At 75.8% G+C, this 14192-nt stretch carries 9 protein-coding genes and 1 pseudogene; 6 read left to right on the forward strand and 4 right to left on the reverse strand.

The features are described from left to right. Positions 1-15: 15 nt before the first annotated feature. Positions 16-1095, forward strand: a pseudogene (locus ABT369_RS20870) (condensation domain-containing protein); the annotation flags it as partial. A 629-nt stretch (positions 1096-1724) separates the two neighbouring features. Here the strand turns inward: ABT369_RS20870 and ABT369_RS20875 are convergent. Beyond that, a complete protein-coding gene (locus ABT369_RS20875; protein ID WP_350614084.1) occupies positions 1725-2753 on the reverse strand; it encodes an aldo/keto reductase in 1029 nt (342 codons plus the stop codon). 118 nt (positions 2754-2871) lie between these two features. Between ABT369_RS20875 and ABT369_RS20880 the strand changes: the two genes are divergently transcribed. From ABT369_RS20880 to ABT369_RS20900, 5 genes are read left to right on the forward strand one after another with little or no spacing between them, the layout of a single operon-like run. Next, on the forward strand, positions 2872-4368 hold the full coding sequence (locus ABT369_RS20880; RefSeq protein WP_350614085.1) for an AMP-binding protein: 1497 nt from the start codon (positions 2872-2874) through the stop codon (positions 4366-4368). Then, positions 4365-4589, forward strand: a complete 225-nt coding sequence (locus tag ABT369_RS20885; RefSeq protein WP_350614087.1) for an acyl carrier protein — start codon at positions 4365-4367, stop codon at positions 4587-4589. The genes ABT369_RS20880 and ABT369_RS20885 overlap by 4 nt, the downstream gene beginning before the upstream one ends. Before the next feature lie 5 nt (positions 4590-4594). Then, positions 4595-5422, forward strand: a complete 828-nt coding sequence (gene surE / locus ABT369_RS20890; protein ID WP_350614088.1) for a 5'/3'-nucleotidase SurE — start codon at positions 4595-4597, stop codon at positions 5420-5422. After that, positions 5419-6795 (forward strand): condensation domain-containing protein, encoded by a 1377-nt coding sequence (locus ABT369_RS20895; protein ID WP_350614090.1) that lies wholly within the window; start codon positions 5419-5421, stop codon positions 6793-6795. Before surE ends, ABT369_RS20895 begins: the two co-directional genes overlap by 4 nt. Further along, complete coding sequence (locus tag ABT369_RS20900; RefSeq protein ID WP_350614091.1) at positions 6792-9941, forward strand: AMP-binding protein; 3150 nt, start codon at positions 6792-6794, stop codon at positions 9939-9941. The genes ABT369_RS20895 and ABT369_RS20900 overlap by 4 nt, the downstream gene beginning before the upstream one ends. A 55-nt stretch (positions 9942-9996) precedes the next feature. On the opposite strand, the gene ABT369_RS20905 is transcribed toward ABT369_RS20900, so the two are convergent. From ABT369_RS20905 to ABT369_RS20915, 3 genes are all read right to left on the reverse strand, one after another. After that, on the reverse strand, positions 9997-10920 hold the full coding sequence (locus ABT369_RS20905) for a TauD/TfdA family dioxygenase (protein ID WP_350614093.1): 924 nt from the start codon (positions 10918-10920) through the stop codon (positions 9997-9999). Beyond that, entirely contained in the window at positions 10917-12128 is a 1212-nt protein-coding gene (locus ABT369_RS20910; RefSeq protein WP_350614094.1) for an SDR family oxidoreductase, read from the reverse strand. Before ABT369_RS20910 ends, ABT369_RS20905 begins: the two co-directional genes overlap by 4 nt. A gap of 307 nt (positions 12129-12435) precedes the next feature. Then, entirely contained in the window at positions 12436-14106 is a 1671-nt protein-coding gene (locus ABT369_RS20915) for a condensation domain-containing protein (protein WP_350614096.1), read from the reverse strand. Between the last annotated feature and the right edge of the window lie 86 nt (positions 14107-14192).

Raw genomic sequence — 14192 nt, forward strand, 5'->3', positions numbered from 1 at the left:
GACGGGGAGGGCACGATGACGACACCGGACACGACGGTCTCCGTCCGCTTCGAGGGCGGGCGGGGCGGTGAGGCACCCCTGACGTGGGCGCAGCGGTTCATGTACGACGTGGTCGAGTCGCTGCGCGGCCAGGACACCCACCTCAACTTCCACATCCGCGCGGACGTGCCGGCCGGCGCGTCCACCGAGGCGGTCGGCGCGGCGGTACGGACCCTCGTGGAGCGCAACGAGGTGCTGCGCACGCGCTTCCACCCGGGCCCGGACGGCGAGCCGGTGCAGACCGTCCTGCCGTCGGGGACGGTCGAGATCGGCCTCGTCGACGGGGTCGGCCCGGGCGCGGTGGAGGACTTCTGCGCGGCGGTGCGCTTCGCCGACCACGAGTGGCCGCTGCGCGTCTCGCTGCTGTGCGACGACGACGAGCCCCGGCACCTGGTGGTCACGGTCGGCCACGCCGCGGTCGACCAGTGGGCCGCGGCGCTGCTCGGCGACCAGCTCACCGCGCTGCTGGCCGGCGATGCGCTCAGCGCGCCCCCCGACGGCGAGCAGCCGCTGGACCGGGCCCGGTTCGAGGGCTCGCCGGAGGGTGCGCAGCTGCGCGAACGGACCCTCGGGCACCTCGAGGCGCAGCTGCGCGCGGCCCAGCAGACGCTGTTCCCCGCCGCGTCCCGCGCGCCGGAGTCGCCGCGGTACTGGATCGGCGAGCTCGACTCGCCCCTGGGCGGCATCGCCATCCGCAAGGCCGCGCGCCGGCTGCGCGTGCCGGCCACCGCGGTCCTGCTCGGCCTGTTCGCGATCTTCGTCGGGGAGCGGGGCCGCACCGGCGCGCCGCTGATGCTCATCATCGCCGGGAACCGCCACACGGAGGCGGCGATGCGCTACGTCGGGCAGCTCGCCCAGTTCACCGCGACGACGGTGCCGGTGGACCCGGACAGCGTCGCGGCGACGGTGCGCGCCGCGTCCCGCGGCCTGCTGGAGTCGTACTCCTTCGGCCAGTACCCGACGCTGGAGCTGGAGCGTCTCGTGGAGACCGTCGGCACGCAGCGCGGCGTGGCCCTCGACCTCACCACGACCCTGAACGTCCACCACAGCGACGCGGACATGTCCCCGGTGAGCGACGAGGCGTTCGCCGAGGCCGTGGCCAAGTACGCGGACGCGACCACGTTCGGGTGGCTGTCGAAGCTGGAGGTGGAGAACTACAAGCTCTACCTCGACGCGCGCGTCGACGACCGGCTGCACCTGTGGCTGCGGACCGACACCGCGGTCATCTCCCCCGCCGGCACCGAGGCGCTGCTGCGCGGCATGGAGCACGCCATGGTCCGGCTCGCGACCGGCGACCTGAAGGTCGAGGAACTCATGGCGCAGACCGGTGCGCCCGCGTCCCGCCCGGCGTCGGGCGACGAGCGCGTCGTGGACCACAGCCTGGTCGACCTGCGCGACTGCCTCCGGCTCGTCACGGACGCGACCGGAGCATCGGCCGCGGTGAGCATCGAGGACGGCGACCGGCTCACCGCGTGGGTGGCACCGGCCGACCCGGCGACGGTGACGCCGCAAAGCCTGCACGCCGCCTGCATGGCCGCCCTGCCGGGCCGCCGGACGGCGATGGCGCCGCAGCACTACGTGGTGTGCGCGGAACCGCCCGCTGACCCGGCCGACCTCGGCCAGTGGCGCGCCCTGCCGGTCGTCGCGTCGGCGACCGGCCGCGGATGGCGCACCCCGCGGCGGCCTCAGCCCGCGCGGCGCCGGGCGGCCGGGTCGGTCAGCGACGGCGGGCGGTGGCCGGCGTCGGCGGGGTTGACGTCGGTGCCCGGCGGGACGATCTCGTCGATGCGGTCCAGCAGGTCGTCCGGCAGGTCGACGTCGGCGGCGCCGAGCTGGGACTCCAGGTGCTCCATGGTGCGCGGGCCGACGATCGCCGAGGTGACCGCCGGGTGCCGCAGGACGAACGCGACGGCCAGGTGCACCAGCGACAGGCCGGCCTCGGCGGCGAGGTCACCGAGGCGCTCCGCGGCGACCAGCTTCGCGGCGTTGGCGGGGTGCCGCGGGTCGTAGCGGTGCGGGGAGCGCGCGGCCCGCATCGACACCGGCCCGGCGTCGCGGTGCTTGCGGCCGGACAGCCAGCCTCCGGCGATCGGGCTCCACGGCAGGACCGCCAGGCCGTAGCGCTCCGCCAGCGGCAGGACCTCCCGTTCGACGCCGCGGACCAGCATCGAGTACGGCGGCTGCTCGCACACCGGCCGCTCCCGGCCACGGGTGCGGGCCACCCACTGCGCCTCGACGAGCTCGCCGGCCCCGAAGGTGGAGGTGCCGACGTAGCGGACCTTGCCGGCGGCGACCAGGTCGCTCAGCGCGCCGAGGGTCTCGTCGATGTCGGTGTGCGGGTCGGGCCGGTGCGCCTGGTACAGGTCGATGTGGTCGGTCCCGAGACGGCGCAGGCTGTCCTCGGCGGCCCGCACGATCCAGCGGCGGGAGCTGCCCGCGTGGTTGCGCCCGCCGGGCATCTGCCCGTGGAACTTCGTCGCGAGGAACACGTCGTCGCGGCGGCCACCGGCCAGGGCCCGGCCGACGATCTCCTCGGACTCGCCGGCGGAGTACACGTCGGCGGTGTCGATCGCGTTCACGCCCGCGCCGAGGGCCGCGTGGATGATCCGCACGCTGTCGTCGTGGTCCGGGTTCCCGGACGCGCCGAAGTTCATCGCGCCGAGCGTCAGGGTGCTCAGCTCCACCCCTGTGCGCCCGAACCTGCGGTACCGCATCCCCCGCCCCTTCCGCCGGTCCGCCGGGCATTGCCGGCGATCACTCGACCATATTTGCTCTTGCCGATAGCATTCTTCCATTCGCGGCCTGCCCGACGAACACCACACGGGGACCCACATGACCTTCGCACCTGACCGGATCACGATCGGGGAACGCATCGGCGCGCTCGCCGCCGAGCACCCGGAGACCCTGGCGATCGTGTCGGTCGCGCCCGACGGCACCCGCCAGACGCTCACCTGGGAGCAGTTGGAGCGTGTCACCAACGTCGCGGCCCGCGGCCTGATCGAGCGGGCCCGCGCCGCCGGGGCGAGCCCGGCCGGCCCGGTCGGCATCGCGCTGCCCAGCGGCCTGGACCACGTCATCGCCACCCTCGCCGCGTGGAAGGCCGGTGCGCTCGTCGTGCCGCTCAACCACGAGGCCACCGAGACCGAGCGCGCCGCGCTGCGGGCCAAGCTCGCCGGCGGCCTGCTGATCGGCGGCCGCGAGTGGAGCGGCGAGGAGACCGGCACCGTCGCGGGCGGCTGGTGGCGCGACGACGACGGGCTCGGCGACGGCCCGGTCGAGGCGGCCGGGGTCCCGCGGTCGGCGTCGGCCAGCGGCGGCAGCACCGGCCTGCCCCGCATCGTCATCCGCCGCCGCCCGTGGGTCTACGACCCGGAGCGGCTGCTGTCCGACGCGGACCGCGAGACCGGGCTGCGCTTCGGCCAGGCCCAGCTGGTGACGCTGCCGATGTACCACGCCGGGTTCACCGGGCTGCACCACGGCCTCGTGCTCGACCACACGATCGTGCTGCTGGAGCGGTTCGTGCCGACGCTGTTCGCCGGGCTGGTCGAGGAGTTCCGGGTCAACTGCTTCCGGATCGTGCCGACCCAGATGCGGATGCTGCTGGAGGTGCCCGCGTTAGCCGAGGCCGACCTCACCAGCATCGAGGCGGTGCACCAGGGCGCGGGGCCGTGCCTGGTCGAGGTGAAGCGCCGCTGGCTGGAGCTGGTGGCGCCGAAGGTCGTGTTCGAGGACTACTCCAGCGTCGAGCGGCTGGGCCTGGTCACCATCCGCGGCGACGAGTGGCTGGAGCACCCCGGCAGCGTCGGGCGCCCCACCGACTGCGAGGTGCTGGTCCTGCGCCCCGACGGCACGCCGGCGGAGACGAACGAGGTCGGCGAGCTGTACCTGCGCTCGGCCACGACCGGGCAGCCGGAGTACCTCGGCGACGGGCCGCCGCTGCGCTCCCACGGCGACTTCCTCACGCTCGGCGACGCGGGGCGCATCGACCAGGAGGGCTACCTGTTCCTCGTCGGGCGCACCAGCGACGTGCTCAACGTCGGCGGCGCCAACGTGTACCCGTCGGAGATCGAGGCGGTGCTGCTCGGCCATCCCGCGGTCCGCGACACGGTCGTCGTGGGCAAGCCGCACGAGTACCTCGGCGAGGCCGTGCACGCGCTGGTCGCCGCGGCCGACCCGCAGTCGCCGCCGGATCGGTGGGACCTCGACGCCTACTGCCGCGAGCACCTCTCACTGGCGAAGGTGCCGCTGTCGTACGAGTTCGTCGACGATGTCGGGCGCACCAGCGCCGGGAAGCTGCGGCGCGGTGCCGCGACGGGAGGAGCGCGATGAGCGACGTCGAGGCCGGGGTCTACGAGATCGTCGGACGGGTCCTGGGCTCCCGCGAGTGGACGCCGAAGAGCGACTTCTTCGACGTCGGCGGCAGCTCACTGGGCGCGATCCAGATCGTGGGCATGGTCGAGGAGCGCTTCGGCGTGAAGGTGTCGCTCACCGACTTCTTCGACGCGCCGGACCTGGAGACGTTCGCCGCGCTCGTCGTCGAACGGCACTGAGGCGCATGCGGATCCTGGTCACCAACGACGACGGCGTCGCCGCGCCGGGCCTCGCGGTCCTCGCAGCGGCGGCCGTCCGGCGGGGCCACGAGGTCGTCGTCGCCGCGCCGCTGAGCGACCACAGCGGCGCGAGCGCGTCGCTCGTGTTCGACCTCGCCCGGGGCGTACCGGTGCGCCGCTGCCGCCTCGGGGGTGCCGGTCTCGATGGTGCCGGTCTCGAGGGTGTGGAGGCGTTCGGCGTCGACGGCAGCCCCGCCCTGGCCGTGCTGCTGGCCCGGTCCGGGGTGTTCGGGCCGCGGCCGTCGATGGTGCTCTCCGGCGTGAACGCGGGCGCCAACACCGGCCGGGGCGTCCTGCACTCCGGGACCGTCGGCGCCGCCCTGACCGCCGCGACGATGGGCATGTCCGGGCTCGCGGTGAGCCTCGCCGCGGCCGACCCCGTCCACTGGGACACCGCCGGCCTCGCCGCCGGGGTCGCCATCGACGCGCTCGCCTCGGCCCGGGCCCGCACGGTGCTCAACGTCAACGTGCCCGACATCCCGGCCGCCGCGGTGCGGGGCGTGCGCTGGGGGCGGCTCGCCGCGTTCGGCCCGACCCGGCTGTCGGTCGGCATGGCCGGCGAGGACCACGTCGAGCTGGCGGAGCAGCCGGGCACGCTGCCGCTGGACCCGGAGACCGACGCCGGCCTGGTCGCCGCCGGGTACGTGTCGGTCACCCCGCTGCAGGGCGTCACGGCGATCGACGACCGCGGCGACGCCGACCTCGCGGCCTCGATGCACGGGCCGCTGCGCGACGCGCTCGCCCCGCACGGCACACCGGCGGGAGCCCGGTGACGGCGGCCGACGACCTGCGGGACCGGCTCGCGCGGCTCGACCCGCAGCAGCGGCGCGCACTGCTCGATCGGATCCGGCCGGCGCCGCTCACGGCCGCCCAGTTCGGGATCTGGCTGTTCGAGCAGCTGAACCCGGACACGACCGCGTACCACAACCCGGCCGCGCTGCGCCTGCGCGGCCCGCTCGACCTCGGTGTCCTGCGCCGGACCCTGGAGGTGGTCCAGCAGCGCCACGACGCGCTGCGGCTGCGCCTCGACGAGGACGACGAGGGGATGCCGGTGCAGCGCGTCGCGCCGCGGGCCGAGGTGGCGCTCGACGTCGTCGACGCGGCCGGTGACCCCGAGACCGCGGTGCTGGCGTCGGTGCGGGCCCCGTTCGACCTCACCGCCGGGCCGGTGTGGCGGGCCCGGCTGGTCCGCGTCGCGCCGGACGACCACATCCTGGTCATCACGTTCCACCACATCGTCTCCGACGGCTGGTCGCTCGGCGTCGTGCTGACGGACTTCGCCGTCGCGTACACCGCCCTCGCCGCCGGCACCGAGCCGCCGCTGCCGCCGGTGCGCCCCGGCTACCTGGCCACCGTGCGGGCCGCGGCCGGACCGTCCGGTGCGGACAGGGACCGGCTCGTCGCGTTCTGGCGCGGGTACCTCGACGGCGCACCGTCCCGCGTGACGCTCCCGGCGGACTCGCGGACACCGGCGAGCGGCTACGCGGGCGGCTCCGTGCCGTTCACCCTCGACGCCGCGGACACGGCCGGGCTGCGGGCGGTGTGCCGCTCGGCCGGCACGACGCTGTTCGCCGGGGCCACCGCCGTGTTCCTGGTCTGCCTCGCGCGGCTGTCCGGCGCCCGGGACCTCGTGGTCACCACCCCGGTCGCGGGGCGGGACGACGCCGCGACCCAGTCCCTCGTGGGCTGTTTCCTCAACACGGTACCGGTGCGGGTGCGGCTGCGCCCCGGTGCCACCTTCCGCGACCTGGTCGCCACGGCCGGACGTTCGCTCGGCGAGGCCCTGGCCCACGCGGCGCTGCCCTACGCCGACATCGTCACCGCCGCGGCCACGGGCCGGGGCGAGTCGGCCGTCAGCAACGTGATGGTGCTGCACGGCAACGCCCCGACCGCGTTCCCGCCGCTGCCGGGGCTGCGCTGCGAGCGCTACCGGGTCCCGGTCGCCGCGTCCAAGCACGACCTCGCCCTGCTGCTCACGCCCGGCGCCGACGGGCTGAGCGGCGAACTGGAGTACAAGTCGGAGCTCTTCACCGCAGCGACGGCAGCGCGGCTGGCCGCAGCGTTCACCACCGCCGCCCGGGACCTCACCGGCCGCCCGGACGTGCCGCTCGACGGGCCGGAGGACTCGACCACGGGGGCACCATGACACACATCGACCCGGCACCCGGCGAGGTGCCGCACGACGCCGTCACCGTGCACGACGCGGTGTTCCGGCACGCCGCGGCGCGGCCGGAGGCGCCGGCGGTGGAGGGGCCGGACGGCGTGCTCACCTTCGGTGCCCTGGCCGCCGCGGCGCGCGGGGTGGCCCGGACGCTGCTCGAGGACGGTCCCGGCGGCACGGTCGTCGTGCGGGGCGGGACGAGCCCGCAGTACCTCGCCGCGGCGCTCGGCGTGATGGCGGCCGGCGCGGCCGTCGTGCCGGTGGGGCCGGACGACCCGCAGGCCCGGGTCGCGGCGATCCTGCAGGACAGTGGCGCCCGCGCCGTGCTCGACCTCGCGACCCTCCGCCTCGACCCGCACGACGCGGAGCCTCCGGCGGTGGACGGCGGGGAGCTGGCGTACGTGCTGTTCACGTCGGGCTCGACGGGCCGGCCGAAGGGCGTGATGGTCGAGCACCGCAACGTCCTCGCCTACGTGCGGTTCGTCGCCGGCGCCTACCGCGTGGACGGCACGGTGCCGGCCCTGCCCGCACTGACCCCGCCGTCGTTCGACGCCTCGGTGCTGCAGACCTACGCGCCGCTGACCCGCGGCGAGCCGGTGTGGCTGCTGCCGCGCGGCACCCGCGAGGACCCGGCGGCGCTCGTCGCGGCGCTGCGGGAACGGCCCGGGAGCGGCCTGCACTGCGTGCCGTCGCTGTGGGAGGAGGCCCTGCGCGAGGTCGAGGACGGCGGCCCGCTCCCGCTGCGGGCGCTGCTGCTCGGCGGCGAGGTCGTGCGGCCCGAGCTGTGGGAGCGCACCCGCCGCGCCCTGCCCGCGACCCGGCTGGCCAACGTCTACGGTCCGACCGAGGCGACGGTGCAGGCAACCGGCGGCTTCCAGGCGGCGGGCGAGCCGCTCACCACCGGGCGGCCGATCACCGGTACCACGGTCACGGTCCGCGACGAGCACGGCGCGGTGCTGCCGCCGGGTGTCCGCGGCGAGGTGCACATCGCCGGCGCCGGGGTCGGCCGCGGCTACCTCGGCCGGGACGCCCTCACCGCCGAACGGTTCCGCGTCGAGGACGGCGTGCGGGTGTTCCGCACCGGCGACGCGGGCACGCTCGGCGCGGACGGCACGCTGGTCGTGCACGGGCGCCTCGACGACCAGGTGAAGGTCCGCGGGTACCGCATCGAGCCCGGCGACGTCGAGGCGGCCCTCCTGCGCCACCCGGCCGTGACGGCGGCGGCGGTCACCGTGCAGCACCCGGGGTCGAGCTCGGCCCGGCTCGTCGCGGCCGTCGTCGCGCGGCCCGGCGCCGGTGACCTGCGCGCCTTCCTGGAGACCGAGCTGCCGGCGTACCTGGTGCCGACGCTCGTCCGCGAGGTGCCGCGGCTCCCCCACGCGGCGAGCGGCAAGGTCGACCGGGCCGCCGTGGCCGCGCTGTTCGACGCCGCCGCGCCCGACGCCGGCACCGAAACCCGGGACGCCCCCGGCGACGAGATCGCCGCGAAGGTCGCCGCGATCTGGGCCGAGCTGCTCGGCGCCGCGCCGAACGGCCCCGGCGACGACTTCTTCGACGAGGGCGGGCACTCGCTGCTCGCCACCCGGTTCGTGGCCCGGCTGCGCAAGGCGTTCGGCCGCCCGATCCCGCTGCGGACGGTGTTCGACCTTCGCACCTTCGGCGCGGTCACCGCGGCCGTGCGCGAGCTGGCCGGCGCCGGGACCGCGACCCCCTCCCCCGCGCGGCCGGACACCGCGGCCGCCACGGCACAGCAGCCGGCCCCGCTGGTCGAGCCGGTCTCGGTGGCCGCCGACCGGCCCGTGCCGCTGTCGCTGCAGCAGCGGTCGCTGTGGCACGCCGAGCAGGTCGCCCCCGGCATGGCCACGGCCCACGTCGTGCTGCCGCTGCGGCTCACCGGCGACGTGGACGAGCCGCGGGTCGCCGGCGCGCTGCGGGAGCTGGCCGCGCGGCACGAGGCCCTGCGCACGGTCGTGGACCCGGGCCGCCGCGACGGCGACGGCGAGGAGGACACCCTGCGGGTCCGGCCCGAGGCGGTGGTACCGCTGCGGGTGCACGACCTGCGCGACACCGACGAGGCCGGGCGGCACCGCCGCGGCCGGGCCCTCGCCTGGCAGGCGTACCGCACCCCGTTCGACCTCACCGCCGAGCCGCCGGTGCGGGCGGTCTGGCTGCGGCTCGCCGACGCCGAGTCGGTGCTGCTGCTCGTGCTGCACCACATCGCCTGCGACGGTACGTCGCTGCGCATCCTCGTCGCCGACCTGACCCGCTCGCTGAACGGCACCGGCTCCGGCACTGAGCCCGGGGCCACGTACCGCGACTTCAGCGCCTGGCAGGCCGCGCGCCACGCCGCCGGGGAGCTCGCCGCCCAGCAGGCGTTCTGGGCGTCCCGGCTGGGTGCGCCCCGCGACGCCGTGCGGTGGCCGCTGCCGGAGCCGGAGCGGCGCACCTACCGGCATGCGATCACGACCTGCGACGCCCCGGCGGCGCTCACCGGGGCCCTGGAGTCGCTCGCCACGGCGCACCGGACCAGCCCGCTCGTCGTGGTCTGCGCCGCGCTGGGGGTGTTGCTGCAGCGGCGGTACGGCACGAGCGAGCCGGCGACGGGCATCCTCACCGCGAACCGCACCCACGCCGAGTTCGACGGCACCGTCGGCCTGTTCGCCACCACGCTCGTGCTGCGGACCCCGGTGGCCCCGGACGCGCCCTTCACCGAGGTGCTGGCCGTGGTACGGGAGGCCGCCCTGCAGGCCGTGGCCCACCAGGAGGTGCCGCTCGACGTGGTCCTGGAGACGACCGACGCCGTGGACCCGCCGATGGACGTGGCCCTGGTGATGGACATCGACGGCGTCCCGGCATCCACATCGGACGGTCCCGGCGACTCGACCGGCGATGCGGCCGGCGATACGGCCGGCGATACGGTCGGCGTGGAGGTCGTGGTGCCGGAGGCCGATGACGTGCCGACCGGTGTCGCGCTGGCCCCGACGCCGCTCACCGTGTTCGTCGCCCGCCACGGTTCCGGCCTGCGCCTCGCCGCCGAGTACAGCACCGACGTCTTCGAGGAGAAGGAAGCGCTCGCCCTGCTGGAGGCGCTGCTCGGCATGCTCGCCGACGCGACCACCGGGCACCGCTGAGCACCGCTGAGCCTCTGCCGTGGGGGATGCACCGGCATCCCCCACGGCAGGCCGGTCAGACCGGGTTGCCCATGGCGACGACGATCCGGCGCTCGCCGGTGAAGGACTCGCGGCCGTGGGCGGCGAGCATGTTGTCCACGACGAGGACGTCGCCCTCCTGCCAGGGCAGTGCCGCCTTCTCCGCCTCGTACGCCGCGTCGATCTCGGCGGCGACGTCGTCGGGGATCGGGGTGCCGTCGCCGTAGCGGGTCTCGTACGGCAGGCCGTCCGGGCCGAACTCCTCCTGCATCAGCTCGCGGGTCTCCTCCGGCAGGAACGACGGGTGCCAGAACCGCACGTGGTTGAACCAGGCCCGCTGCCCCGTGTGCGGGTGAGTGGCGAGCACCGGGCGGACCTGCCTGGTCCGCAGCACGTCGTCGCCGACCCACTGGGCGTCGACGTCGGCCTCGCGGCAGTACCGTTCGACCTCCGCCCGTGACTCGGTGCCGAACGCGCGCTGCCAGCCCAGCCCGAACCACGGCCCGAAGTTGCGCAGGAGCATCCAGCCGCCACGGTCCTCGAAGGTCCGCACCAGCGAGGCCGGCAGCCGCCCGAGCACCCGGCGCACGTCGGCGACCGGGGTGGCGCCGCCGGTCTCGGGCGCCTGCTGGCAGCCGAAGAGCAGCAGGCCCGGCCACGAGGTGGCGTACGAGTTCTCGTTGTGCAGCGGGATGACCTCGGCGGCGGGAAACTCGGTGGAGGTGAACACGTTGTCGCTGAGCTGCCGGCGCGGCGTGGCCCCCTCGACGTAGCGCGCGGGCTCGGTGAACACCGCGCGGCGGCACTGCTCGAACCCGTCGGTGTCGGTGACGCCGAAGCCGCGCAGCAGGACGGCCCCCGCCTCGTGCAGGTGCCCGGTCAGCCGCTCGCGATGCTCCGCGAGCCACTCGGGCACGCCACGGCCGTCGCTGTCGACGACGACGGGCAGCTGTACGGTCACGGCCCTTCCTCTCCATCTTGCTCCTGGCCATCCGTCGCCGGCGTCGCGACGTACCGCAGCAGCAGGTGCCGGTCGAATGGCTCCTCGGTCACGCCGTACGGGGCCAGGGCGGCCCACGTGCCGTCGTCGGGGCGGGGCGCCCCGGACGGCAGCGACGGCGCGAACGCGGCCATCCGCGCGAGGTCCGGTGTCCCCGTGAGCCGGTCGCGCAGCAGGTCCCACCAGAGCGCGGGCTCGACGACGTCGAGGCGATGGCCGGCCCGGCGCAGCCAGGAGAACACTTCGGCCCAGCGCACGCCGGTGCTCGCCGCGATCTGCAGCGTGTGCCGGTCGGCCGCCCGCAGGTCGTCGCGCGCGAGGGCGGCGACCGCGTCGGCGGCGACGTCGACCGGGACCCAGCACAGGTCGCCGGGGATGTGCGGCGCCGCCCGCAGCTCCAGGCAGGCGCGGACGAAGATCCAGCGGAAGTCCCGCTCGTTGCTCAACGCGGTGCCGCGATGGCCGGCGAGCGCGCCGAGGCGGTAGGTCCACGCGCGCAGCCCGCGCTGCCGGGCGGCGTCGACGAGGCGTTCGGCGACCCACTTGCTCTGCGCGTAGCCGTTCGCCAGGCCGGGCAGCGGCAACGCACCGGCGTCGGAGGCGGCCCCCGGCACCGGCACGGCGGCGGTGGTCGAGACGTGGTGGAGCGCGGCGCCCGCCTCGGCGGCGAGGCGCAGGACCGCGGCGGTGCCGAAGACCGTGCTCGCGCGCAGGGACGCGTAGGGCAGGCTGCCGTTGACGTTCGCGGCGGCGTGGACCACCCGGGCGGCGCCGGCCCGGATCTCGCGCCGGCGGTCCTCGGTGAGGCCGAGGCCGGGTTCGGCGATGTCGGCGGCGATCGCGCGGAGCCGGTCGGTCCCCGCGCGGTAGCCGGCGCGGTCGAGCGCGCCGGTCAACCGGGCCCGGGCCGCCTCGTCGTCGGGGGCGCGGACCAGGCACAGCACGTCGCCCTCCCCCGCGCGCAGCAGCGCGTCGACGAGGGCGGCGCCGAAGAAGCCGGTGGCGCCGGTGACCACGGTGGTGGTGCGCACCCCGGGCTCCGGCGCGGCGGCCGGGACGAGCTCGTCGGCGAGCCGGGCGTCGGCCGCCATGACCGCGGCCAGACCGCCGTCCGCGGCCGGGTCACCGTCCGTGGACGGGGCGCCGGCCTGCGGGTGGGTACGGGTCATCGCCCCGGTTCGGGCTCGGTGGGTGTGGCGGTCGCCGAGGCCTCGCCCGCGGAGGCGGACTGGTCGGCGTCGGCGTCCTGCAGCGACTGCTGGTAGAGCTCGCGCACGCGGCGCATCTCTTCCTCGGACAAGAACCTGGAGAACGAGCTCGGCATCATGACCTCCCGGGTCCGTGCCGGGGGCAGCCCACACGACATCGCCGTCGCTCGATCCGCCCCCCGCAACGTATCGATCTCGGACGCTAGCAACGGGCCGCTACACCGTCAAGGGCGTCGATGCTGGCCGCTGTCCATCCACTTCGGACGGTTCAGCCGCGCAGCAGCCGCGCGACCGGGACGTGCGGATCCTCGCCGACCCGGCGTACCACCTCGGCGAACCGGTCCGCGAGCGCCCGCGCGGCCGCCGCGTCGACGGTGTCGGTCTGGTACGCGAGGTGCCCCGACAGCCCGTCGGCGGACTCGCGAAGCTCCAGCGTCAGGTCGAACGTCGACGGGTTGACCTCGCCCTCGTCCTGGCCGAGCAGCTCGGGGCGGCGCTGGACGAGCACCAGCTCGTCGCCGAGCGGCCGGTCGGCGCCGACCGCCGGGTGCAGGGCGATGCCGTAGCGCATGCCCTCGGACAGCTCCCGCATCACCTCGCCGCCCATGGCCAGGCAGACGTGCTCGAACGGGTACTCCTGATGCGCCATGGCGGTGATCCCGGCCGTCCGGCACCGGGCCAGCACCTCGTGGAACGTCGGCTCGCCGGACACGTCGACGACGACCGGCACCACCGTGCAGAACATGCCGACGACGTCGTTCGTCGCCGCCCAGGTGCGGTTGGCGGTGATCGTCGCCACCGGCAGCCGCTCGCACCCGAGCCAGTCCGCGAGCACCACCCCGAACGCGGCGACGCAGGAGATGAACGGCGTCGTGGCGGCCGCTCCCGCGAGCGCGGCGAAGCGCCCCGAGTCGTCCCGCCCGATCGCCACGCCCTGCCGCCGCGACATGAACGTCGGCTCGGCCGGGCTCCCCGCCGCGCCGTCCGGCCGCTGCGGCGCCGGTGGCCGGGGCGTGCCGCCGCGCACCGCGTCCCGCCAGAACCCCAGGTGGCCGGCCACCTCGGTGGCGCCGAACCGGCCGCGCTGCCAGCGGGCGAAGTCGGCGTAGGAGATCCGGGAGGCCGCGGGCGGGGCGTCGCCGGCCGGGTCCGGTCCGGCGGTGAGCGCGGCGCGGTACAGCGCGGCGAAGTCGTCCAGGAGAACGTCGCGCGACCAGCCGTCGAAGTTGATGTGGTGGACCGCGATGATGACGTTGGCGCGGCCGCCGGGCAGGTGCGCGAGCATGACGCGCAGGCCCAGGTCGGCCGCGAGGTCGTAGCCGCGGCGGCTGAACGTGCGGGCCAGGGCCTGCAGGCGCTCCGCGGCCGGCGCGTCGGCGAGGTCCGTCAGGTCGTGCTCGGCGAGCTCGACGCCGGCGTGCGGGCGCACGTGCTGGGTGATGCCGCGCGGGCCGTCCTCGTAGACGGTGCGCAGCAGGTCGTGGCGGCGGACCAGGCCGAGCAGCGCGCCCGCGAAGGCGCCCGCGTCGAGGCGGCCGAGCAGGTCGAAGCGCACGAAGGAGACGTAGATGTTGCTGCCGGCCACGAGCTGCTCGATGCGGTACTGCCACTCCTGCTGCCAGGACAGGGGCGCCGCCGCCGTACCGTCCGCCGCCTGCACCGGGCCGCAGAGCGTGGCGTACGCCGGGTCGCAGACGCGTTCCGCGAGCGCGCGGGGCGTCGGGGCCTCGTAGACCGACTGCAGCGGCAGCGCCACGCCGAGCCGGTCGGCGAGCAGGCCCACCGCGCGCACCGCCGCCAGCGACTGACCGCCGAGGGAGAAGAAGTCGTCGTCGGGGCCGATGTCCTCGCGCCCCAGCAGGTCGGCCCAGGCCTCGCGAATCCGGCCGGTGACCTCGTCATGCGACAGGCTTCGAATGTCCGTGCCAGTGCCAGCCATGGAACGTGACTGTAGCAGCGCAACGGCGCGCCGCATTGACCCCCGACGATCGGCGCAGCCCTCGCGGGAACGCCGCTCCACCTATA

The sequence above is a fragment of the Dactylosporangium sp. NPDC000244 genome (assembly GCF_040300725.1).
GTDB lineage: Bacteria > Actinomycetota > Actinomycetes > Mycobacteriales > Micromonosporaceae > Dactylosporangium.

Coding starts and splice junctions, on each gene's coding strand:
- surE (WP_350614088.1), top strand. CDS start 4,595: ATGCGGATCCTGGTCACCAACGACGACGGCGTCGCCGCGCCGGGCCTC.
- ABT369_RS20915 (WP_350614096.1), bottom strand. CDS start 14,106: ATGGCTGGCACTGGCACGGACATTCGAAGCCTGTCGCATGACGAGGTC.
- ABT369_RS20875 (WP_350614084.1), bottom strand. CDS start 2,753: ATGCGGTACCGCAGGTTCGGGCGCACAGGGGTGGAGCTGAGCACCCTG.
- ABT369_RS20880 (WP_350614085.1), top strand. CDS start 2,872: ATGACCTTCGCACCTGACCGGATCACGATCGGGGAACGCATCGGCGCG.
- ABT369_RS20885 (WP_350614087.1), top strand. CDS start 4,365: ATGAGCGACGTCGAGGCCGGGGTCTACGAGATCGTCGGACGGGTCCTG.
- ABT369_RS20910 (WP_350614094.1), bottom strand. CDS start 12,128: ATGACCCGTACCCACCCGCAGGCCGGCGCCCCGTCCACGGACGGTGAC.
- ABT369_RS20900 (WP_350614091.1), top strand. CDS start 6,792: ATGACACACATCGACCCGGCACCCGGCGAGGTGCCGCACGACGCCGTC.